At 55.9% G+C, this 22,293-nt stretch carries 24 protein-coding genes; 8 read left to right on the top strand and 16 right to left on the bottom strand.

From position 1 onward, the window contains the following. Window positions 1-31 precede the first annotated feature (31 nt). Entirely contained in the window at window positions 32-418 is a 387-nt protein-coding gene (locus TPEN_RS05175; protein ID WP_052885179.1) for a hypothetical protein, read from the top strand. Next, window positions 405-1,319 carry an AAA family ATPase gene (locus tag TPEN_RS05170; RefSeq protein WP_011752668.1) on the top strand — a complete coding sequence of 305 codons (915 nt, stop codon included), beginning with the start codon at window positions 405-407 and terminating at the stop codon, window positions 1,317-1,319. The genes TPEN_RS05175 and TPEN_RS05170 overlap by 14 nt, the downstream gene beginning before the upstream one ends. On the opposite strand, the gene TPEN_RS05165 is transcribed toward TPEN_RS05170, so the two are convergent. Then, window positions 1,316-1,843, bottom strand: a complete 528-nt coding sequence (locus TPEN_RS05165; RefSeq protein WP_011752667.1) for a hypothetical protein — start codon at window positions 1,841-1,843, stop codon at window positions 1,316-1,318. The two genes, TPEN_RS05170 and TPEN_RS05165, sit on opposite strands and share 4 nt — an antisense overlap. Window positions 1,844-1,950: 107 nt before the next feature. On the opposite strand from TPEN_RS05165, the gene TPEN_RS05160 reads away from it, so the two are divergent. Then, the gene (locus TPEN_RS05160) at window positions 1,951-2,622 is read left to right on the top strand and encodes an HhH-GPD family protein (protein WP_052885177.1); all 672 of its coding nucleotides are present in this window, start codon (window positions 1,951-1,953) and stop codon (window positions 2,620-2,622) included. Here TPEN_RS05160 and TPEN_RS05155 read toward each other — a convergent pair. The 8 genes from TPEN_RS05155 to TPEN_RS10120 form a co-directional block, all read right to left on the bottom strand. After that, window positions 2,595-3,623 (bottom strand): hypothetical protein, encoded by a 1,029-nt coding sequence (locus TPEN_RS05155; protein ID WP_011752665.1) that lies wholly within the window; start codon window positions 3,621-3,623, stop codon window positions 2,595-2,597. The genes TPEN_RS05160 and TPEN_RS05155 overlap by 28 nt on opposite strands. Before the next feature lie 46 nt (window positions 3,624-3,669). Beyond that, complete coding sequence (locus TPEN_RS05150; RefSeq protein ID WP_011752664.1) at window positions 3,670-4,101, bottom strand: HEPN domain-containing protein; 432 nt, start codon at window positions 4,099-4,101, stop codon at window positions 3,670-3,672. Continuing rightward, complete coding sequence (locus TPEN_RS05145) at window positions 4,094-4,549, bottom strand: nucleotidyltransferase domain-containing protein (RefSeq protein WP_011752663.1); 456 nt, start codon at window positions 4,547-4,549, stop codon at window positions 4,094-4,096. The genes TPEN_RS05150 and TPEN_RS05145 overlap by 8 nt, the downstream gene beginning before the upstream one ends. Before the next feature lie 352 nt (window positions 4,550-4,901). After that, a complete protein-coding gene (locus tag TPEN_RS05140; RefSeq protein WP_011752662.1) occupies window positions 4,902-5,780 on the bottom strand; it encodes a nucleotide-binding protein in 879 nt (292 codons plus the stop codon). A gap of 3 nt (window positions 5,781-5,783) precedes the next feature. Beyond that, on the bottom strand, window positions 5,784-6,650 hold the full coding sequence (locus tag TPEN_RS05135) for a nucleotide-binding protein (protein WP_011752661.1): 867 nt from the start codon (window positions 6,648-6,650) through the stop codon (window positions 5,784-5,786). 5 nt (window positions 6,651-6,655) lie between these two features. Beyond that, window positions 6,656-7,090, bottom strand: a complete 435-nt coding sequence (locus TPEN_RS05130; RefSeq protein WP_148677961.1) for a NifB/NifX family molybdenum-iron cluster-binding protein — start codon at window positions 7,088-7,090, stop codon at window positions 6,656-6,658. Between the two features lie 15 nt (window positions 7,091-7,105). Continuing rightward, on the bottom strand, window positions 7,106-7,333 hold the full coding sequence (locus TPEN_RS05125) for a hypothetical protein (RefSeq protein ID WP_052885174.1): 228 nt from the start codon (window positions 7,331-7,333) through the stop codon (window positions 7,106-7,108). 15 nt (window positions 7,334-7,348) lie between these two features. After that, window positions 7,349-7,477, bottom strand: a complete 129-nt coding sequence (locus TPEN_RS10120) for a hypothetical protein (RefSeq protein ID WP_281054507.1) — start codon at window positions 7,475-7,477, stop codon at window positions 7,349-7,351. 202 nt (window positions 7,478-7,679) lie between these two features. Here TPEN_RS10120 and TPEN_RS05120 point away from each other — a divergent pair, with 202 nt between their 5' ends. From TPEN_RS05120 to TPEN_RS05100, 5 genes are all read left to right on the top strand, one after another. Then, entirely contained in the window at window positions 7,680-8,147 is a 468-nt protein-coding gene (locus tag TPEN_RS05120) for a hypothetical protein (protein ID WP_011752658.1), read from the top strand. 116 nt (window positions 8,148-8,263) lie between these two features. Beyond that, the gene (locus TPEN_RS05115; RefSeq protein ID WP_011752657.1) at window positions 8,264-8,680 is read left to right on the top strand and encodes a HEPN domain-containing protein; all 417 of its coding nucleotides are present in this window, start codon (window positions 8,264-8,266) and stop codon (window positions 8,678-8,680) included. Next, complete coding sequence (locus TPEN_RS05110) at window positions 8,664-8,999, top strand: nucleotidyltransferase domain-containing protein (RefSeq protein WP_011752656.1); 336 nt, start codon at window positions 8,664-8,666, stop codon at window positions 8,997-8,999. The genes TPEN_RS05115 and TPEN_RS05110 overlap by 17 nt, the downstream gene beginning before the upstream one ends. 39 nt (window positions 9,000-9,038) lie before the next feature. Then, window positions 9,039-9,368 (top strand): YbjQ family protein, encoded by a 330-nt coding sequence (locus TPEN_RS05105; protein ID WP_052885173.1) that lies wholly within the window; start codon window positions 9,039-9,041, stop codon window positions 9,366-9,368. A 79-nt stretch (window positions 9,369-9,447) separates the two neighbouring features. Further along, complete coding sequence (locus tag TPEN_RS05100; protein ID WP_011752654.1) at window positions 9,448-10,458, top strand: PD-(D/E)XK nuclease family protein; 1,011 nt, start codon at window positions 9,448-9,450, stop codon at window positions 10,456-10,458. Between the two features lie 90 nt (window positions 10,459-10,548). Here TPEN_RS05100 and TPEN_RS05095 read toward each other — a convergent pair whose 3' ends face one another. The 7 genes from TPEN_RS05095 to TPEN_RS05065 all read right to left on the bottom strand — a co-directional run bounded on the left by TPEN_RS05095 (window position 10,549) and on the right by TPEN_RS05065 (window position 22,222). Beyond that, window positions 10,549-10,992 carry a hypothetical protein gene (locus tag TPEN_RS05095; RefSeq protein WP_011752653.1) on the bottom strand — a complete coding sequence of 148 codons (444 nt, stop codon included), beginning with the start codon at window positions 10,990-10,992 and terminating at the stop codon, window positions 10,549-10,551. After that, entirely contained in the window at window positions 10,989-11,888 is a 900-nt protein-coding gene (locus tag TPEN_RS05090; protein ID WP_011752652.1) for a ParA family protein, read from the bottom strand. Before TPEN_RS05090 ends, TPEN_RS05095 begins: the two co-directional genes overlap by 4 nt. A 416-nt stretch (window positions 11,889-12,304) precedes the next feature. Further along, complete coding sequence (locus tag TPEN_RS05085; protein ID WP_187146311.1) at window positions 12,305-13,192, bottom strand: M48 family metalloprotease; 888 nt, start codon at window positions 13,190-13,192, stop codon at window positions 12,305-12,307. Between the two features lie 135 nt (window positions 13,193-13,327). Beyond that, window positions 13,328-15,769: an SNF2-related protein gene (locus tag TPEN_RS05080; protein ID WP_011752650.1), complete on the bottom strand. Its 2,442-nt coding sequence runs from the start codon at window positions 15,767-15,769 to the stop codon at window positions 13,328-13,330. After that, the gene (locus TPEN_RS05075) at window positions 15,769-16,167 is read right to left on the bottom strand and encodes a hypothetical protein (protein WP_011752649.1); all 399 of its coding nucleotides are present in this window, start codon (window positions 16,165-16,167) and stop codon (window positions 15,769-15,771) included. The genes TPEN_RS05080 and TPEN_RS05075 overlap by 1 nt, the downstream gene beginning before the upstream one ends. Further along, window positions 16,161-19,220 (bottom strand): hypothetical protein, encoded by a 3,060-nt coding sequence (locus TPEN_RS05070; protein WP_011752648.1) that lies wholly within the window; start codon window positions 19,218-19,220, stop codon window positions 16,161-16,163. The genes TPEN_RS05075 and TPEN_RS05070 overlap by 7 nt, the downstream gene beginning before the upstream one ends. After that, window positions 19,217-22,222 (bottom strand): DUF1156 domain-containing protein, encoded by a 3,006-nt coding sequence (locus tag TPEN_RS05065; RefSeq protein ID WP_011752647.1) that lies wholly within the window; start codon window positions 22,220-22,222, stop codon window positions 19,217-19,219. Before TPEN_RS05065 ends, TPEN_RS05070 begins: the two co-directional genes overlap by 4 nt. Window positions 22,223-22,293: the final 71 nt, after the last annotated feature.

The raw sequence follows: 22,293 nt of genomic DNA, 5'->3' as shown, positions 1-22,293 counted from the left end.
TATCTTTGTTTTCGATTTTATTTCGAGGGTCATGCCGCTCCTCGAAAAAATAAGAGATGCCGCCGAGAGCGGCTTTCTTGAAGAATTGTTAAAGAGAGTGGAGGGAGAGAAGTCTTTCTGCAGGGTGCTCGCATCCTACCTCGGCGCAGAGTCCGAGGCGGTGCTGAACGGGGTGGAAGCCGACCTGTACGACGGGCTGGAAGCCGCCGAGGTGAAGCTTTACCCAAAGAGGTTCTATGAAGGCTTCGGGCAGGCGCTAGCCTTGAAGGTGATCGGCGGGGTCGAGAAGCCCCTGCTACTACACGTCGTCTGGAGCGCCGACCCGCTCTACCTGGAGAACCTGAAGAAGATGGGCGCGGCTGCGGGCGTCAAGGTGGCAGTGTACGTGAGGGGTGGACCGCTCTATGAGTACGGCTAAACAGTCGAGGACGCTCGCATTCATATCGGCTTCCGGCGGAGTCGGCAAGACAACGCTCTCAGTGCTCTTCGCGGCGTACCTCCAGCACGTCAAGGGGGTGCCCGCCAGGGAGATTCTACTCGTAGACCTAGACCCCACCGCTGGGCTGAGTCTCCTACTGCTAGGCGACGAAAACTACGCGAAGGCCGAGGACGAGGGGAAGACTCTGAGCGCCGCCTACGAAGACCTCTTCGAAAGGGGTAGAAGGGTCGAGCCCGAGAGGTACATCTGGGAGGCGTCGTTCAAGGACTCCTACTTCAAGGTACTCGTACCCGGCGAGAGCTTCCCGCGCGTCGTGGAGGAGCTGTGGCGCCCCGGGAACCCCGGGGAAAGCTTCCGGAGGCTCCTCGAAGAGCTAGGCGTCTACTCCTCCTTCCGCTACGTAGTGGTAGACAGCGCCCCGTTCTTCGACGAGCGGTACACTGTGCTGAGCCTCTACTCCTCCGACAAGTACGCCGTCGTGCTACGACCAAGCATAGTCGACTTCAGGAGGACGCTGAGGATGATAAGGTACCTCGCACAGCACCACTCCGGCAGGCTTGGAGGAAGCACCGGTGCGTTCTACTCGAAGATACTCGCCGTCTACAACCTGGTAGACACAGGTACCCGGGAAGCCTCCGCGCTCGCAGAGAGGGGTATCAGGAACCCCGAGGGAAAGGAGGAGGGAAAAGCTAAGCCGAGCCAGGAGGTGCTCAAGGGTATAGACAGCCTATCAACCCTTGTAGGCAGGGTTGCAGACTACTACGTTCCAGCGCACTCCGACATAGCTAGGCTCGACGTAATAGGAAAGCTGAAGAAAAAGAAGGAAAAAGCCGAGCTCTCCCCGGTCCTTAAGCAACTGGCGGACTGGGCTGAGGGCTAGACTCTCCGGGCGGCGACAGCCTTCTCCTCCTTTACGGGGGCGCTAGCCTCCTTCACGACGTACCTTATCACGCAGTACTCTCCATCCTTGGTTACGGGCTCCTCCCCCTTCTCTCTAGCGAAGTCCTCCAGCTTCGCCAGCCCGAGGCCCTCGACGAAGCCCTTTATGTAGCCGACGTTCGGGCAAGCAGCGCCGGGTAGCTCGAGCCCTCCCACCATCCTCGGGCATATCCTACAGCTATCCCTGTGCATCCGCACCTCGAGGACGCCGTCCCTGTAGTCGACTTTGACTTCGTCCGTGAAGCCCGTGATCTCGTTGAGGGCGACGATTGCATCCTCGACGGACGAGGGCTTCAGCCCGTGCGCCAGGAAGTAGTCGGCTGTGCACCTACCGGTAGCCTCCGCGGCGCCCTTTATCACGCCGTAGTTCACCAGCCCGAGCTCCCTGAACTTCGCGATCATGCAGGCTATGTAGACGTGGTACACGTTCGCATTCCTCTTAATAGCGTTCTCAACGTTCCACATGTGATGTTCACCCATCGATGCGAAAGGTTTGGCTTTTTAAGGATTTTAGTTCAATTCCTCCCGGGGTTCGAGGGAAGGCTTTTAAGGTCGAGGCGCGGTGCCCGAGCGTGGGCTACCGCGGGGAGGAGTACTTCGAGGAAGTTGCCCGTAGGCTAGCGGAGTGGTACAGGAGGAGGGGGCGCGACTTCCCGTGGAGGCACACCAGGGACCCCTACGTCATCCTCGCGACGGAGTTCCTGCTCCAGCGCACGAGGGCGGAGACTGTCGCGAAGGTCTTCGAAGAGTTCTTCTCCAGGTACCCGTCCCCCGAGAGCCTCGCTAACGCGGACCCCGAGGAGCTGAGGAAGTTCTTCTCGAGGCTGGGCCTAGTGAGGCGCGCCGACGCCCTCAGGGAGGCGGCGAGGGAGATCGTGGAGAGGCACGGCGGCTCCGTGCCGCGCAGCAAGGAGGAGCTCCTCAAGCTCAAGGGCGTTGGGCCCTACATAGCCTCCGCTGTCCTCTGCTTCGCCTACTCAGCCCCGGTACCCGTTGTGGACACGAACGTCGAGAGAGTGCTGGGCAGGGCGGCGGGCGCCTCCTCCCGAGAGGAGGCCGAGGCGTTCCTGGAGAGGCTCCTGCGGCACGGAAACCCCAGGGAGATCTCCCTGGCGCTCATAGACCTCGGAGCCCTCGTCTGCACCAGGAAGCCAAAGTGCCCCGAGTGCCCGCTCAGCGACCTGTGCTCCTACCGCGGCTCCGGGAGACCGGGGGCTCAGTGCGCCGGCGGGGCTTCCCGGTAATCCTCCCCGCGCCGGTCCTGCTGTGGCGGCAATTGCTGCGCGGTGGGCGATTGCTGCTTTACGGCGCGCGCTACTCTGGGGGCTTTGAGGAAGGCTACCGCCGCGACTGCGGCTAAGGCTACGAGCGCCGCCTGGAGGGCGGAGGCGACGAAGGAGAGGGACTCGTACTTCTGCCTGAGGGAGCCCAGCTCCGTTAGGAGGGACTGGTAGCTCTCCTGGACGCTGGTAAGCCTGGAGGCGAGGCTCCCCTTCTCCTCCTTCAGGGATGCAAGCTCGCTCCTCAACCTAGCGTTCTCGGACTCCAGCTCGGACACCCTAGCCTTGAGAGCGTCGTTCTCCGCTTTCAGCGCGCCCGCCTTCTCCTTCAGCGCGCCCCACTCGGAGCTCACGCTCCTCAGTTGCTCGCCTAGCGCCGAGCACTTGCCGCTCTCGTTCGCGAGGGCTATTTCGAGGCTCCTCACCCTCTGCGACAGCTGGCTAACCTGCTCGGCCAGCCTGTCCGCCTCGTAGGCCTTCCTCTGCGCTTCGGCGAGGGCCGCCGAGAGCTCGCCGTAAGTCGCGCGGGGAGCCATGGCTATGGGGGCCTTGTACTCGAAGTACCTCGCCGTGTCGTTAACCGAGTAGTCCAGCACCAGGTAGAGCTCGAGGAAAGGCTCGACTGGTGGCTGGGGCACCGCCACCTGGAACTCGATGGTTGCCTGGTACTCGTAGCCGGCCGGCATCTGCTTGCCCTGGAGGAGAACCCTGTCCACCAGCACGGCCTCCCCGCTCTCGTAGACAAGGACGATCACCACCCTGAGCTTGTTCACCGTGACGTTCTTCAGGGCCGTGACGTCTAGCACGAGCCTAGCCCAGCTCCCGTACTTCACCTCCAGCGGGTATGTAGCAATAACCTTGAGGTCCCTGTTGACGTTGATAGTCATAGGGGTAGGCGTCTGCGCGGACACGTACGCGGAGACAACTAGTAGCGCGAGTAGCGCCGCTAAAACCGGTGGGCGCATGGTATCACCAACGTATTACGACCTTATTACCTTTTTCAAGGAAGCTTTAAGGGGCGATGCCCATCGCGCCGAGCACTTTTCCGGCAAGCTCCCTGGCCCTCCTCCCCTTCTCCAGCGCTTCGACAGCGTGCTCCCGCTTGTAGATATCGCTGGGCACGAGCCCCGCGCTAGGCTCCCCGTAAGAAGTTCTACCGTGCTCCGGGGCTAGGTCCCGGGCTATGTTTGCCAGCTCCTCGGCCTCCCTTCGCGCCTCCAGGGGGACAGCGTCGAGCAGTGATCTCAGCTGGTTCGATGGGTCGTAGCTCCACGTTGGAACCTCGAACACCGCTACCACGGCTTTAGCGAAGTTCTCCACAGCGAGCTGCGAGTACGCCACGACGCCTGCCCAGTCCCCGAGCGAGAAAAGCCTCTCCGCCCTCTCCAAGTGCTCGACCGCCAACCTGTACCTATACCTGACCTCGCTTACAGGGTTAATCAAGTACCCTGACCACCCCCGCCGGCTTTGGGAGGATCCAGCGGTAAGCCTTTCCGTCCTTAACCCTCCTCAACCCACTCCTCACAATCCCCTCCCTCGCGCGCCTCAGGAAGCCCTCGACGAGCCCCGTAGCGTCGTAGACCACGACGGCGTCCCAGTACACGTTCAGGAGGAGAGGCGAAACCTCCCCGGGCTCCAGGAAGCGCTTAAGCTCCATGTCCAGCACCGTCAGATCCTCGAAGAGGTCTCCCACAGCCTCCCTCAGAAGGGCGTAGAAATACCTCCTCCTAGCGACGGGGTCTTCGATAGCGCACCCCTCGTGGAGGACAAGCAAGTCCAAGTCGCTCCTCTCGCCCTGCTCACCCCTAGCCACAGACCCAAACACGAGCACAGCTTTTACGCAGGGATCTCTCAGAGAGGAAAGCCTGCTCTTAACACCCTCCAGCAACATCTCCCACTATCCACCCGTGAGCCTCTTCTTAAAAGCTTTCGCAAGAGGAAAAAGCTACTCGCGCGTAAAAAAGCAAAAAGAAAACCTGCTACTGGTTCACTTTTTCTCCTGAGGCTTCTCCTCCTTCTTTTCTTCTTTCTTCTCCTCCTTCTTCTCCTTCTTGAAGAGCTTCTTCAGGAAGGACACGTTGCATCACCGTATTAATCAATACCTAGCAATCTTCTTAAACATTTGCCCCATATTTACGGGAAACTTTCAGCGATACATCGCTATAGAATTGAAAGCATCCCCACCGCAGGGACCGCCGACGCTTAAAGAGCTAAAAGGCCGTAAACTTAGAGAGGCGGGCACCCTACCGAAGCCCGAGGAGCTGCGCCACCGTTTTCGCCAGCTCCGCGAGGTCGGCGGCCGAGGGGGCTTTGCTCCCGACTACGAGCTCTCCCCTCGCGTAGGCCTCCGCGAGCGCCGAGTCGTACCTGACCTTCACTAGCGCGAGCCCCTCGCTGGCTGCGAAGGCCTCTATCTCCGAGTCCACGCCGCCCGGAAGCCCGTACTTGTTGAGGACGAGGACCTCTCTCACGCCCGCCTCCCTGGCGAGGCTGTGCACCCTCCGAGTGTCGGCGAGGCTTAGCCGCGTCGGCTCGGCGACTAGGAGCGCTAGGTCGGCGCGCTTCAACGCGGAGCGGATACCCTTCCCGGATCCAGGCGGTAGGTCCAGGACCGCTACGTCGTAGCCGTTCCAAGTGCTCGACGCGTAGTCCAGCGTCCTCTCCATCACCTCGTGGTGCTGCCTGCTACCGGGCTTCAGCTCCCCCACCACGAGGTCCACGCCCCCCGCGCGCCCCTTCTTCACCCAGCCGACGACCTTCCTCCCCCTCGCAACCGCGCCGGCGGGGCACGCGTAGAGGCACGTGGCGCAGGACTCGCATAGGGGCTCCAGGAACAGGAGGCGCTTCCCCGGGATTAACACGAGGGCGTGAGCTGGGCAGGCGGAGGCGCAGGCTCCGCACAACGTGCACTTCTCCTCGACGATCACGGGGCTGAAAAGCGCTACCTCCTCTGCTGAGCCGAGCTCGGCGCCCAGGAGGGTGTAGGAGCAGGGGTTCTCCACGTCGAGGTCGACGAGGAGGGTTCTCGCGCCGGCATCGCTCAGGAGCCTCGCCAGGCTGGCTGCCACCACCGTCTTCCCCGTCCCTCCCTTACCGCCCGTAACCGCGACTACCTTCACCACAGTTCACACCCCCAGCGATGAGAAGACGTCTAGGAGCGCCCGCGCCGCCTTGGAGGAGGGGTACGCAACTATGAGGGGCTTCATCTCGGCGTAGGAGCGCGCCACCGCCTCGTCGTACGGTATTCGCCCGGCGACATCCACGCCGAGCTCTCCTTCGAGCCTCGCCGCGTAGCTCGGGTTCAAGTCGTACTTGTTGACAACGGCTACCGCCTTTACGCGCAGAGCCCCCGCGACTTCGAGGAGCCGCGCGGCGCCCTTCGCGGACTGAGGAGTAGGCTCCACCACTACGACCAGCAAGTCGGCCCCAGCGACGCTCGACACCACGGGGCACCCGATCCCCGGCGCCGCGTCGACGACGACGTACCTCGCCGCCCCGGACGAGAGCCTGCGGGCCCTCTCCTTGAGCTCGTAGACCAGCCTACCGCTAGCGCCTCCCCCCAGCTCGAGGTCCCCGGTAACCACGGTGACACCGTGCTCCGTCTCGGCGGCGTAGATCTCGCCGGCCCTCTCCTCCGCGAAGCCTATAGCCCCGGCTGGGCAGACGAACGCGCACGTCCCGAGGCCCTCGCACCTATCGTAGTCCACGACGGGTCCCTCCGGCCCCCTCCGGATAGCGTTGAACTGGCAGGCATCCACGCACGCCCAGCACTTGACGCAGGCAGAGTAGTCCACCACGGGGCGCCTAACCCCCCGGAACTCCTCCCTCCAGAGAACCCTCCGGGCCCCGCCGAGCGCGAGCAGGAAGTCCGGCGCCTCCACGTCGGCGTCCGCCGCTACGCAGCCTCCCCTGTCCCGCAGGTAGACGGCGAGGTTAGAAGAGAAAAAAGTCTTACCAGTACCCCCCTTCCCGCTCGCCACGACTACCTCCAAAAAAATCACCTCAGCAGGCCCAGCCTCTTCAACGCCTCGCCCAGGGGGACGCCGGGAGGCACGACCTCGACCCTGACGCCCGCCTGCCCCAAGATCATCGAGATGTTCGGGCCCAGGCTCGGGGCTACGACCACGCTGACACCGGAGCTCAGGAGCCACTGCCCGACAGCAGCGCCGACGCCGCCGGCGCCTGATGCGAAGGCGTTAGGCATGGGCTCGACCCTCGTAGCCCTCCCGTCCACGATGTCCACAATGGTCAGGAAGGGCGTCCTGGCAAACCTCGCCGACACGGGGGCGTTGAGCCCGTCCGCCGTATCCGTGCCCGCGGCGACCCTTAGCGTCCCAGGGGGAGGAGGGGGTAGCGGCGGCATCTGCGCCGAAGCCCAGGAGGCGCCGCCCTCAAAGCCTCCCCACCCTCGCCTACCGTACCCGTAGCCCAAAAAGCTCCACCCGCGCTACCCCGTGGGTACTACGGGAGCCTTGAACGTTGCCTCGACCATCTTCCTCCAAGCCTCCAGCATCGCCTTGTACATCTCGATGTAGTATATCGTTGAGAGCCAGTAGGACCACATGTAGGACCAAGCGTACATCAGGGACACTGGGTCAGGGTAAGGCACCGGGTACCAGTACGGCGGGTACCAGCCACCCGGGAAGTAGTAGTACCAGTACATCCAGCTCACCACCAGGGCCACCAGTACCTAGCCTGCCAGTACGCGTACGGCGCCGGGTAGTAGGGCGTTGGGTAGTATGCATAGTAGTATGGTGCGGAGTAGTAAGGTGTCCATGGGTAGTATGTCCACGGCGTCCAGGGTCCGCCTAGCAGCCACCAGCAAGCACCCCTACCGAACACCCAGCCGGGCCTCTGCCAAGGCGGCAGGTAGCTGAAAGGACCCCTACCAGGCCACCCACCCCACCAACCCCAACCCATCCCGTCTCACCGATTTACGTGATAATTCACGAAATATTTAAGCATTGCGCCCGGGAAAACGGTAAGCCTTTTTACCCTTGAAGGAACTCCAGGCTCAGGGTATGTCGAGGGAGACTCTGCACGACTTCACGGTCGAGTACGTGAAGATACTCGCCGAGGTGTTCGGGTGGAGCGTTAAAGCCTCCCCGGGGCAGGCCAGGGGGCCAGACGTGGTTATCGAGCACAGCTCTGGGGGCAAGGTAGACGCGGTGATGTTCGTCGAGATAGAAGTAGGCCACGACACCGGGGGCGCCGCAAGGTACTTCGGGGCGCTCTGCTCCAGGCTAGAGGGGCTCGTAGAGGAGTACAGGTCGAGGTACGGGGACGTAGCGTTCACCGTGGTCGTAGTAACGAACGCGCCGCGGAGGCTCTCGAACGGGTTGAGGAAGGAGGCTACCAGGAGGGAATTCGAGAGGAGGCTCGGCTTCGAGCCCGTAGAGGGGCGCAACGTGTTCATAGTACCCGTCCTCCTCGCCAGGGAGGTCCTACCGGCGATATTCGTGAAGGCGCTCGGAACGCGCGAGAAGTAGCGCGGCGCCGGCGGAAACACGCCGTGGGCCTGGAAGCCGAAGAAGCCGCTTCCACCTGGGAGCTCTTCGAGGCTCTGCGAAACGTTATTCTATAGCCTTCACCCCGCTAACAGTGAATGAGCGGAGAGCTCGTAGCCAGGCTTAAGAGAAGAGCGCTGGACTTCCTCGACGAAGCCCTAAGCGCAAAGAACGCGGATCTCGCGGCGTTCTTCCTGGAGCAGGCGGCCCAGCTCTACGTGAAGGCTACGCTACTCGAGCTCGTAGGCAGGGAGACTCGCGGGCACGGAGTGAGGGAGCTACTGGGGCTCCTCGCCAGGGAGCTCGAGTCCTACGGCTTCGGCGAGGCCGCGGGGAGGATCCTGGGCTTCGTCGACGGCAGGAGGAGGGAGCTCGTACTGCTCGAAGAAGCGTACACCGCTAGCAGGTACGGCGAAGCCGAGTACTCGGCGAAGGACGTCGAAAGGCTCGCGGCCACCGTTAAAGACTTGATCAAGCTACTCGATGAGGTCGCCGAGAATGTCAAGCTGGGTTAAGTACCACTTCGCGCACTTGAGGAGGTGGCGCGAGTACGCCGAGGCCGTCGCCAAGGCGGCTAAGGACCTGAGGCCGGACGCCGAGGTATACGTTGTCGGGAGCGTCGCCGAGGGCAGGGCCACCGTGCTTAGCGACATAGACATCCTCGTAGTGCTGGAGAAGGCGGGCAACGAGGACAGGAAGTACCTCCCGGCGGACATAGTCGACAGGGCAGTCGAGAAGTACTCGCTCCCAGTAGACGCGCCCGTAGAGATACACGTAGCGAGCAGAGAGGAGCTAGCGAGGTGGGCCGGCAAAGCGATGATCAAGGTAGGCTAAAGCGACGACTTTATAGCGGTCCTCGTGGAAGCAGAACACGTGATAATCTCGACTACACACTCGGTGCCGGGGTACAGGGTAGTCAAAGTTCTAGGAATAGTCACCGGGATGAGAGTGAGGACGAGGGGAGTGCTGGGAAGACTCGCGGCCAGCGTCGAAGCACTCGTAGGCGGGCGGGGCGAAGCTTACATAGAGGAGTTGAAGAAAGCGAGAGACGAGGCACTACAGGACATGGTAGCCGAAGCCTCCAAGCTAGGCGCCAACGCCGTGATAGGAGTAAACTTCGAAACCTCGGAAATACTCGAAGGCTTCATAGTCGTAACAGCCACAGGCACAGCCGTAGTCATCGAGCCCGAAAAACACGACTAACACCCAAAACACGCCGAGCCAACCCCCTTCCAGAAAACCATTTTAAATACTTCCGGTTAGTTTTTCTCGGGTTTGGCTGGTGGCGGCGCTGGGTAGGGGGGAGTGGGAGCGGTTGGTTAAGGCTTTGGAGGAGGATAGGGAGCTTAGGTACGCTTTAGCCGGTTTGCTGGGATTCAGGGATTTGCTCGAGAAGATGGACGCAACGCTGAACGAGATAAGGGCGCTGAGGGAGGGACAGGAGCAACTGTGGAGAAACCAGGAAAAACTGTGGGAAGAAGTGAAGTCCCTCAGAGAGGGGCAGGGAAAGCTATGGGAAGAAGTTAAGGCGCTGAGAGAGGATCAGAGGAGGCTGTGGGAGGAAGTTAAGGCTCTCAGAGAAAACCAGGAAAAGCTATGGGAGGAGGTTAGAGCGCTGAGAGAGGACCAGGGGAAGTTGTGGGAAGGCCAGCAGAGGCTCTGGGAGGAGGTCAAGGCACTGAGAGAGGGACAGGAGAAGCTCTGGGAAGAGGTAAGGAAGCTGTGGGAGGAGGTAAAAGCTCTGAGGGAGAACCAGGAAAAGCTGTGGGAGGAAGTGAAAGCTCTTAGAGAGGGACAGGAGAAACTATGGGAAGAGGTTAAGGCGCTGAGAGAAGAGCAAGGAAAGCTGTGGAAAGAAGTGAAGTCTCTCAGAGAGGAGCAAGGGATCCTCGCGAGAAAGATGGACTCCTTCGAGAGACGCCTCATAGCGCTGGGCGCCAGGTGGGGCATCGAGTCGGAAGCCGCTTTCAGAGAAGCCATGAGGGGAGTCGTCGAGGAAATACTAGGCGCAGGCGAAGTCCTCAGGTGGGTCTACTACGACGAAGACGGCGAAGTCCTCGGATACCCCTCCAGGGTCGAAGCAGACATACTGATAAAAGACAAGGTACACGTACTCATCGAAGTAAAACCCAGCGCCTCCAGCGGAGACATAGCAAAGCTCTGGAGGCTCGGACGCCTATACGAGAAGAAAACCGGCACAAAGCCAAGACTAGTCCTCGTAACACCCTTCATAGAAGAAGAAGCACTAAAAGCCGCAAAACAACTCGGAATAGAAGTATACACGAACACCTAGCCCTCCAAGCGCCGCCACACGCGTACCAGCGTTCTCGCCACGAGAACCCCAGGCACGAAGAAAGCCTGGAAAAGCGCCTGGAAGAAAAGCCTACGCGTCCTGTCCCACCGCCTCGCACTCACCCCTAAGCTTGAACGGGTTACCCCGAGGCACACGCAACACCTCGGGATCGCCGCGGCCCACCACGACGACGTAGCCCAAAGGCGTCAAATCCACAAGCCTAAGAGCCCTCTCCACAACCTCTCCGTAAACCCCGCGAAGCGAAGAATCAAACACGTGAACCAAGTAAACCCCATCGAAACAGTAAAGCAAAAGCGCAAGCGCCTCCCCCAGCCCCTCGTAAGCCCTAAGAGGCCTATCCTGAAAGTACTTCACCTCCAGCCCGAAAACCCCGCCACCAGCCACGACGAGAAGATCCACGTCCGGCGACAACCTACCAAGGCCATAGCGCTCCTCAACCCTCGCCCCCCAAAGTTCCCTAAGCTTCCACCTGAGAAAACGGTAAACCTCGCCTTCATTCGCGAAATCTCTCAAACCTGCCCGCCTGCTGCCGCTTTATCCCTTACAACGTACTCGTAGAACTCATCGAAGTATTCTTCGAACTCTTTTATAGCATTCTCATGTTTTTTCTTTTCTTTAATATTCCACAACGGGACATGCTCTTCAAGAGATTTTGTATAGGCTATATATTCATGTAACCTTGTCTTATACAAAGGAATCGGGTACTTGCCGTACAACTTACTCTTGTGCACCTCCTCCACTATACTATTGGCTATTTTCTCCATAGCAGTATTTGACTTCACTTTATTGAAGACTATGCCTCCACAGAGAGGCAACGTGCCCAGCTCAGTCCTGATCTTCATAGCAACTCCGCTGAAGAAGCTGCTCGCGAAGAGCCTGAACGACGTACGACCAAAGTCGTCGGGAACTATGGGGAGTATAAAGTACCTCGAAGCCGCAAGCGCCGCCTCAGAAAGAACACCCAGCGTAGCCGGAGGATCTATGAAAACATAGCTGAAGCCCTCCCCGGATAGCTTCTCGAGAGCCCTTCTAACGATATACAGCCAACCGTAACCCCCCGCCGCACTCTCCGCAACTATCCTCCTCTCAAGCTCAGTGACCCTCGAGTCCCCCGGGACAAGGTAAAGCCTAGAACTCCACTTATCCGTATGCTCAGAGACGTTAACCACACAGTCACGCGCCTCTACACCCCCACTCAGCAACCCGTAGACCGTGTGGTTGCTTTCCTCAAAGCCTCTCTGCTTTTTATGCCCAAGAATATACACGGTGGCGCTCGCCTGGGCATCCAAGTCCACGACGAGAACCTTCTCGCTACCCCCAACTCTATCGGCAAGCATAGCCGCGGTGTTAACAGCGAGCGTAGTCTTCCCAACGCCACCCTTCACGCTGAGGAAAGTAACCGCCTTCATCAGCCTCAAAAATTAAAACTCAAAACAATACTTAAAACTTTTTGAAAACAACACGCCAACAAGCCACAACAACCCAAAAATTCAACAACCTCCGCAACCCAGCCCTACGCCCCAAAATCCTCGAACACACAACCCACAGCCAAAATCCCCCTAACACCGCCGAAAGCTTCTCCACACATTCCAGCCCAAAACCTCGCCGCAAAACAACCACCCCCACACAGCGGCTAAACCCCCTGCCTGAAAACCCTCACACTCGCCTTCTGCGCAACCTCCGCCACGAGCCTCGGGTAAGAAGAGTGAACAGGAAGCACCGAGGCAGGCCTAGCTTGAAACTCGAGCTCCTTCAGCGATGTCGCTGTTCTTAGAAAATTAAGCCCGCGTCTAGTAATTTCTCTGCAAGAAAAATTTCAAACCTTTCATGTACGTACAAGAACAGCGTATATTCTGAACCTCGGTGGAGGGTGTATAGAGAGATTTCCCCTCAAACTATCCAACATCGATCTAGCCACCTCCCACAAAACTTTTCGGAACGTAGGTTCCTGAATGTTCTTAAAGACAACCACATTCACAACCTCCCTGGTGCACAAATCGCGTAATACGGCGCATGCCCAAAACTTCACAAAGGTTCTCACAACTAGCTCAGGAGGGAACATCTTTGCCGCGTTAAGATCAGCTACATGCTCGTTGACCCAGCTAGCAAGGGTAGCAGCAGGAATGGCCAATAAGTACGCAGAGAGGGAAGAGAAAAACATCTCCGCGTCCAGCATAAAAGCATCCGTGATAAGAATAATTAGAGAAGAAAGGAGAATAATCCTCCCTACAACCACGACCTTATCGAATATGCCATCATGCCCCTCCTCATGAAGGAGGACGACTTTCAGCTCGTCAACTTCGAACACTTCTGCAAGCTTCCTTGTGACACAGATCTCCCTGCCCTTTCGGCATGCGTTCAGCACATCAGAATCCACAACCCAGTACTCGTAACCACGCCCTCCGATCTCAACATACCGCTTCTCCAACTTCTTCGCGCGGCGTAGCCTTATAATCTCCATCAGAGGAGAAGAGGAGAAGTACACAAGAGCGATTATAGCGGCGGCAACTGGCATACGGGAAGCTTCCAACGCACAGTACCACACCATGTGAGGCACGAAAACAAGTAACGCCGCAACAAGCCCCAACACAATAAGGATACGAAACACTAAGACATGCTCAAGGCGCTTAAACCCTCCATGCATCGCCGCGAAATATGCAAAGGTAGTCGCAAACACCATCATCACAGACGTTGCGAGCACAAGCATCTCCATGCTCAACATTACCCAAGGTGTAGTCCCATAAAAAACCCTCGATGAGTACACCGAAAATGAATTAGGTTCTATTATACGTCAGCTCCATTGAGACAAGAAAGCATGAATTCTTCGATACTCTCCTTTTCCTCCCAGCTATTGAGGTTCGGTTTTGTCGGCTCCCTTTTTTTTCCTAGCGTTATACTTGTACTCTATTCCTCTCACAGTTTCCAGAACCCATTTCTTCTGAAATTCATTGAAGTAGTAGCACTCCACGTCTTCACAGTAATCTCTGTCCACGTATGCTATGCACACAATGTGCCTATCTGGGAACCTCGAAGCCCAGTCAATCTCATTCGCAGTGAAGGATAACGGTTCATCACGCTTCCCAACCCATTTACCTTTGACTTCCACCGTGTAAAGAATGCCGTCCTTTTTCACCACCATGTCGAAGGGTCGAGGAATACTCGCATATTCCTCCACAATTGTATAGCCCAGATTTTCGAGTAAACTCCTGATGCATCTAGCAGCAGCCCTTTCTGTGCGCTCCCTGTTCCTACTGTACCTCACTTCTCTCTCGACAAGCTCCTCGAAGCTCAAGGTAACGGGTATTAGCTCTGCAACCCCTATAGACTCTACCCTTGCACGTTTTACTTCTACGTTAATACCACCTTCGGGAAGGTTGTTTCTTGAAAGGTACTGCTGCAGTGGATGCCATACCTCGATCCACACCATACGATTAACCTCCTCTCTCTCGTCTTCCTTGAGCGACCCAGTATCCTCTACTACTGCATCCCAGGGAACTTCCAGCTCTCTGAAGACCCCCTCCTGTACCGACCTACTTCTACTCAGCGGTGTTGGCAACCTTAGGAGTATACGCTCGGAGTAAAGCTTCACTCCGTTACGCTCAAAAGTAACGTTGGCAACATAGTATCCTCCCCCGGGCTCCGGCTTCTTCTCCGGTGGGTAGCCAAGCTTTACGCGTAAACCCTCATCCACCTCATTCCTGCTCTTCCACCTCATGTTCTCTTTAGCTTTGAGAATCCGCTTTATCCTGCTCCGCAGGTCCTCCAGCCTACCAGACCTTAAAGCCTCGTAGACCTCCTCCTCTCCTAGATAAGCCGAAGACCCTATCTCCACTATCTTCCTGAGCTCTTGGTCGACCTCATAGATCTCGAACTCGCCGTAGCTCTGGGGTGGTAGGGCAGCGAGAGATATCTCGTACAATTTCTCCAACAAAGTCAAATAGTTGCTGTATTCGTCCTGCGAGAGAGTAGTCTTTAGAACCATGTCGATAACTAGTATTTTCTCTGCCTTCTGTCCAAACCTCCAGATTCTACCTATCCTTTGCACATGCTTTGTCGGGCTCCATACAACCTCGTAGTTAACAACAACATCGAAAGCCTGGAGGTTTACGCCCTCGGACATTATGTCCGTGGATATAAGTACAGCTGTAGGATACGCGGACGCTAGGAGCGCGCCTTCCCTGCTTACGTCAATCCTGTCCCTAGCCTTAGCTGTAACATACATAACTCCAAACTCGCTACAGTCAGCCTTTGCGTAGCCCTCCCCACTATCTACGATCTTACAACCCTCAAGCTTCTCAACAAGCTTCTCAAATAGGTACTCGGCGGTAGTCGCATATTCTGTGAAGACAAGTACTTTTCTCCCCTTGAGGTGATCCTTCAGCAACTTTTCGAGAGCATCCAACTTCCTGTCGGCAGCGCTAGCATATTTCTTTGCGAGCTCCTCAAGCTTCTTTACACCGGCAACGTTACCAATGCAGGCATCGAGCTCCCCCTCTTCCAGTAACTCTTCGCTGCAATACCCTCCTACAACCTTTCCGAGTGTCTTGAAAAACGCTGTTGGGCTCGACATCGCCCTCTTCTCCACTACTACGCGCACAATCTGCTCTATCTGATCGTTTTCCAGGAATTTAAGCACTTTATGAAGCGCGTCACTCTCCTCTTTCGTTGCTTTCACTTGCACTATCCAGTACCCCAAAGACGGGAATATCTTGCGCCCCTCATACTCCTCCACATCCTTCTTTTCACGCCGTACAACATAGCTGTTCGCGAGTCCTATCAGGAACTTGAAGCTACTCTCGTCGCCCGTATGCGGAGTAGCAGTGAGTAAAAGACATCCCCTCGCCCTTCTACACAGAATAGCCACCTTAGACCTGAGCGTCTCTAGCCTCAGCTTGTGAGCCTCATCAACAACTACCAAGTCCCAGTTTATCTTGTCCAAAGCCTCCATGTAGCTGTCCACCTTAGCTCTATCCAGGGTGACTAGGTAGACCCTGTGTCCCAGCGGGAAGTCAGGCGACTCCACGATGTAGAATGGTATCTCGAACATCTCCAGCTCAGATGCCCACTGCTCCACGACAGCACGAGGCACTATTACTAGAACATGGTTCACCCTCCCCAGCTCGAGGAGAGCCTTAATGTAGAGGAGAGCCTGGATTGTTTTACCCAGCCCTACGTCGTCAGCCAAGAGAATACGGGGCTCGTCAAACCACAGAGCATCAGACACAAAGTCGAGCTGGTGCTTGTAGAGATCCTTGCCGGCAGACCTCAGTATCTCAATCAGGGATACCATCACGGGAGCACCTTGCGGTACACGGCAACTATCTTGGAAAAAGCGTCAACCACTTCCTTACAGCTACGACCGTCTACCCTGCAGAGCCACATCCTATAGAGAAAGGAGTCCACAATAGCCGACAACTCATGTTGCCTAATACCAGCGGCGACTAGCTCGGCATCTTTCTGCGAAAGCCGGCCCCTACGCGCCAAAAGGTATGCGAGAGCCCTCTCAAACGGTATTCGTTCCCTAAACTCAGCCACCCCATCTCCCACCTCGATGTGCCTTTCAAGCTCCCAGGGGTAAATTCTGCCAAGAAAACTGAAGAGCTCCTCGAAAGGCACTCCAACTTCGAACCTACCTTCTGCGCACTTTACCCTAACAGCTCTCCCGCCTCTAATTGCTCGGATCAGCATTCCTCCTCCCGCTCTACGCTAAAGACAACCTTAAGGCCCCTAAACCTCTTCTCCATATCTTCGTCCACTTTCTGCGGCTCCATAAACTCGAATGTAACCTCTGCGTTAGGCGTTAACGCTTGAATTGCCTTAAGAATCTTGAGCAGTTTGTCTGCATCGTCGGGACTATTTACCTTTTTCCTCACGTTAACGATCATCTCCTCGTCTCCATAGCTATACTCAGTGGATACAGTAGCCTTAAACGGGACCCCTCTATCCCTGAAGTACCTCAAAAGAATCTCCCCGTCTTGAGCCGTATCAGCTTTAAGCCCGACTATTTCCTCTCCGACGCTCACGCTTAAGACAGTGATCTTTCTTTTACACTTCCCCCTCACTATGATGGCCACATCTCTCTCATCGAAGGTATCGTCGGCGAAAACAGCTCTGACTTTGAGAACATACCTACCCGGTTCTCCTGGAACCTTCACGTTGAAGGCGTGCCTCTTCCCCTTCACGTCGAAAACTTTCTTCACGCCATTCAAGGTGTACTCGATGCTCTTCAAATCATAGGAAGACTCCACCTCGACCAGTATTGTGGCGCCTCTAGGCCTCTCCACGCTCACCGTTTCCACGCCATCCACGGATACCGAGATGCCTTTCTGGACTTCTTCGATTTCAAGCCTCCCGCCCTCAAGGTAAATCCATTCATTCTGCTTCGACAAAAGTTCCTCTGGGGTCGCTCTAGCCTCCGGACCGCTAGGCTTCCTATACACAATGTAAACCCTTCTTTTCGCCGAGGACCCGTATTGCTTCAAGAAACCTTCGACAGCCCACTCTGTAACCCTCTTCTTGTACATGAACGGCGCTACACCCACGTCTTTATCGAGCTCCGGCATGACACATCCATTCTCGCCGAGCCACTTAACCTCTCCATCCTCCTCGAACAAACAGTTACAACCCTTGCAGTACTCCCTCAGTGCTTCTAGGAACTCCTCGAAGGACGCCGGAATCGCTGGGAATGATTCATTGTTTAGGAAAAGGCTCCAAAGGTCTCCAACCTTCTTGAAGCTATCCCAGTTTATAAGGTCGCCCGTGAATATCTCCTTGACTACTCCGCGAAGCCTGTCTCTCTTATCTTTGACAAGCTCTCCTACCAACTCGTCGAAGCCGCGCTTCTCTACGTCTTTAAAGCCCACAACGCCACGCCGCAACCATAGCCCCACGCTTTCCCTAAGGTACGCTTTTGCACGGCTTTTCAGGTTTTCAAGCCTTCCTCGAATAAGTTGCTCCAACTCCCTTCGAAGAATATCCTCCATCTCCTCCTCTAGAAGTTCCGGGAAGTAGTCAATAAGGTTCGCGTAGACCTCGTCTACCCCCTTTACTAGGCGTCCGAGATCCACGACAGCCTCCCTTACAGTTCTGGGTCCCTCGCCTACTCTTTTTAACAGCTCTAAGGTAGTCTGCGGAGGTTCTCCCTCATCGTATCTTCTCACAACGATGAGATTATTCCGCTTAACCGGTACTCCGAAGTTAAGGAGGTCTATAGCGAGTATAGCCTTATCCTGATCCTTTAGCTCTTTCTCCCACTCGTCCCTACTCGACACGACTTTAACCTTGCCGAGAGCCTTAGTACCTCCGACGCCCGCGATTACTACACTCGAGAAAGGTCCTGCCCTCTCCCTGGCAAGGCTTGCGACCTCGTCCGTAGCCACTTCAAGTCCGTCATCATCGCCGAACCTGTACATGGCGTCCCTGACTTTCTCTTCTATGCCTCCGATGAACCAGTACATGTAGCGACCGTTGACTTTCTCTATATGCAAGCCCTGCCTCGCGGCATCCTCGAGGAACATCTTAACGTCAAGAGGCTTCACCCTCGCCGGGTCGTAGCTACCGAGTATAAGTTCCTCCTCGGTTGGATACATTCGACGATGTGGAAGAAGCCTGGCGAAGAAGGTTGCAAGGAGAATGTGGCGTAGCACGGAAAGAGCAGCTATGCTTCCAGAAACCTTCCTAGCGTCGTCCTCGTAGAGCCTCAAGATGACGTTCAGTTGCCCGGCAAAAACATCGCCGGCAATAACTACCTCTTTTGGCTCTGGTAGATCTGCGAATATCACTAATTCGCCTCTCCTGTTAACGTAGGCAGAGGCCAGTATCCTCAGAAGCCCTCTAGTCAGCTGAACCCTTGTCTTCTCAACTAGGGACTCGTCTGCAAGCTGTAAAACAGCATCCAGCAGGTACGGGTTGAATGGGTAGGAGCCTCGAAGCCTGTTCTCAAACTCCCTGAGCCTTTCATCGGTTACAATGCCCTTGAGCCCGGCTAGCTCCACGCTTCTCGCGCCACTAAGCCCTGCCCACCTCCTGAATACTTCGACTATGTTCCGCGTTACATCCAGCGAGACGGTCACGTAGTGGACACGGCGCACAGCATCCAAGGATTTGGGAGCCGCAAGATCCGGTCTTTCACCGGAGAATAGGGAGAAGGACACGAAGAGAAAGACCCCCCTCCGCTCCTCGACAGCCTCTGCGAGCATCTGCATGAGCAACGGGAAGTCACGAATCTTTGCCTCGAAGTGCTGTGTCTCGTCGAATATCAAGACCACGGGGGGCTTCAAGGAGGCTTTAAGAGTATCCTTGCTTGAAAAGTCCAACGGCTTAAGGTCAACGTTGTGCTCCCCGTGGAACACTAAAACCTCGGGAACCTTCTCGAGAGAGGGAACTTTAAGCTTCACTCCCAGCTCCTCCAAAGCTTTCTCGACACACTCCCCAGCGCCCCTGCAATCCCTGTAAAGTCTGAGTATATGCAGTACGAAAGCCAAGAAATGCGATTTACCCGCCCCCAGAAGAGCCGGCATAACGTACACTTCAGACTCTCCGGACGCGAGCTTCGAGAGAAAATCGCCGAGGTACTGCTTAAACCCGTCCGTCACAAACGTCAGCTGGAAGAACAAGCGGGGGTCACAGTAAGGCTCGTAGATCTTCTCAGGCTTTTCCCCCTTGAAGAGGCTCTTATACACCTCGTAGATGTCTACCGCGGGGCTAACCTTACCCTCAGCAAGCAAATTCACGAGACTCATTGCTCCCACCACTCAAAACCCAACACAGCCCTAGAAAGCCTAACATCTGGATCCTCCTCGTCAATAAGACCCATCCCGCTAAGCCTTACAATAGCTTTTGCAAGCTCCTTCGCCTCCTCCCTAGCCCGCTGATCACAGGATACCTGGGTTCTCGCTAGCACCGAGAGCTGAAGATTCCTAAAACACTCCAGCACAGGAGCTTTCCCCCGCAACGGGTACAACACGCGCCTAACCTCGTCGACCGTCTCGTTCCTGGGCGCCATAACCTCGAACACCTTACGCTTAGCCACCTTAGGCCCTCCGCTCCGAACCTCCCTGACAAGCCCCAGTTTAACGAGCTCCACGTCTCTAATCCCAAGCCCTAACGCCACCCGAGAAAGCACGTCGCTGTCAACCCTACCCTTCTCATCCTCCACAACTCTCAGCGCAAGGTATGCCAGCGCCGCCGGGTCATGCAGGTTTACACCAGCTTTCCTCAACATAGCTTCAAAGGACAACGCCATCGCATGGCTAACAACACCCTCAGCATCTAGCTCCACGCCCCCATCCTTTACGGGGTAGAAAGAAGTTAAATAGCTAAGAGCCGCAAGATAAGCATAAACCCACGCCGTAGCACCTTCCTTCACATCTATGGCCTTTAAGTAATTACCTAGACGCTCTGAGACGGTAGTCACAACAGCCTCTTTCTCACTCGAGAGATCCAAGGGCTTCTCCACCTCCCTCCTCCGCCATCCCATAACATAGCCTCCCATCACTGCCGCCCTTCCCCTTGCTACCACATTTTCTTCAGCCTCCGTAACCACGGGGTAAGCAACTACAACCCTCATACCATTGATATGCCAGAGCGCATCTATCAAGGCTACCCAAGCCTCCGGCTTCTTAGCAACATAGTACGTTACCAGCAGACCCTTTTCATCAAGGAACCTTGTAACGTTAGCAAAAGCCCTAGCCAGAAGTTCACTGAAGGAAATGTTCAGCTTAAAGTATTTCCAACGCTCAGTATTCTCGCTGACCTCTCTCGTAGCAAAGGTCTCCCACTGAGTCTTTATCTCCTCTCCGAACTCGTCAAAGAAGGCTTCCGGCAGAAATCTGGGAATAAGCTTCCCGCCCGAGACATCGCTTAAAGCTCTCTTGAGCCACACGTAGTAAAAGTCGCTCAGCTCCGTATACGGCACGTCGTCGGCGTAAGGCGGATCCGTGACTATCAGGTCGAACTTCTCGCCCACAAGCATGTCCAGAGTTGTAGCGTCGTCGAGCAAAACCTTAACCCTGCTAGGGCTACCATACACAGCAGAAACAAGATAAGATAAGCTACCAACACTGGAATTTAACGACCTTATATATGAACCCAGAACGTCTGCTACAGGTAACTCCTCTACCCAGTTCCATGTCATAGCAATGCCTCTAAACGCTAATGTTTCTCGGATGAATTTCTGTACAGGCTCTGTAGATGTTACAATACTGTCATAATTTATTTGTTTACATAATGCTATTGCCAGGTATGTTGTTATCGCTTCGGCGTACCTAAAGGAGTCTTCCTTGCTCCAGCCCTCCTTCAGCTTTTCCTCCTCGACGCTCTTCCCGGCCTCCCTCACTAGCCTGACGAGCTTAACCAATGTCAGCAACTGCCTAGGATTGAAAAGTTTGTAGAATTTGTCAAAGCCCCATGTCCATATGCTCAGCGCGCCTCCGCCACTTGCAGTATACTTCCATAACTCTTCTGATGGTACATCCGGTTCTTTCCACTTTTGCTTCAGTTTTTCGAGGGCTTTCCATAACTTCTCTGTGTCCTCTCGTGTTGCAGGCTCGAACTCGAGGTCCCCGTCTGTGACCCTGACTTTGACCAGTATCCTGGGCCTGGCGGGCGCGTTTCTCAGTTCCTCCAAGCTTACCTTCCCAAAGAGATAATCTTCTAGGAGGCTGTTCCAGCGTTGAAGAGCCCATTTTACGTACCATTCTCCTTCTTTTTTCTTATTTTTCACAGGTTTCAATATTCTGTTTTCTTTTACGCGGTGGTCGATTTTTGCCCTACAGTAAAGGCATTGAGCTTCTTCCAACTTAGCGTTGATATTCTTTGAGGGGACAACGTATACCTGGCCGTTCCATTCTACCCTAGCACCGGACTCTTCATCTTTGCCTTGTACCTTGGCGAGAAGCTCGTTGCATGAGCTTCTTCCGGTCTTCTTGCATGCTTCGTTGAGGTCTACAACCTCTATTTCTCCGTCTCTCCATTGCATCCAGGCTAGCCTCTCGTAGCCGCGTTTCGACTTTACTCTGGCAAGCCACCAGTTGCCTACAAGTGGGGTGTAGCGCCCGCAGACGGGGCATTTAATTTCCCATGTACCTATGTATACTGCGACGTCTTCGTCGTAGAGTTCTTTGAAGTCTGGGTCTTTTTTAAGCTCCTCGGTTACCCACCTGCCCCACCTGGCCACGTCGTATATTAGTAGCGGCACCTTGTACCTGCCCGTCTCTATTATCTTTGCCGAGCCGTTGAACCGCCTGACAGCGTCTCTTAAGCCGAGGCTCTCGACCTCTTTCCCGCTTATCTCGATAAGCCTTTTGCCGTACTCCTTTGGATATTCCAATACAGCCTTGAGGAACACGTAAGCTGTCGGCAGTAGCTCGACCGCGGTTACGTCGAGGCCTAGCCTTGCAGCCTCTAGGGGTATTGAGCCAAAGCCGGCGAAGGGGTCTAGGAGCTTCTTTCCCTTGAGTTTCTCTACGAGTCTTTGGTTAGGGTTGCAAGAATGAGGAGTCCTCTTGTCCATACAGGGGAAGAGGTCTTTTAGGAAGTTGTAGCTTTCTGGGTAGTCGTCCTGTGATAGTAGCGAAGCCGCTATTATTGCTCTTGCCCCGGCAAGAGGCTTCCTGGTCCACCAGAAAACCATCTCCCAGTAAGGGGGCCTCCCTCCACCCGTCTTCTCAGACTTCGAAGCCTTGTTAATACTTTCTATCGGGAAGCTCGGCGACTCTAGTAGAGTAGGCTTTTCCTCCGGCATGGGTGCCACCTGTACGCGTAGAACCTGTTTCCGGTGTGTGGATCGAAACGGGTACAAGCGTTCATTTCTAT

This window comes from Thermofilum pendens Hrk 5, from assembly GCF_000015225.1.
GTDB classification, from domain to species: domain Archaea; phylum Thermoproteota; class Thermoprotei; order Thermofilales; family Thermofilaceae; genus Thermofilum; species Thermofilum pendens.
Note: the sequence above shows the minus strand (reverse complement) of the source record. Positions and strands in the feature narration are given on the sequence as shown.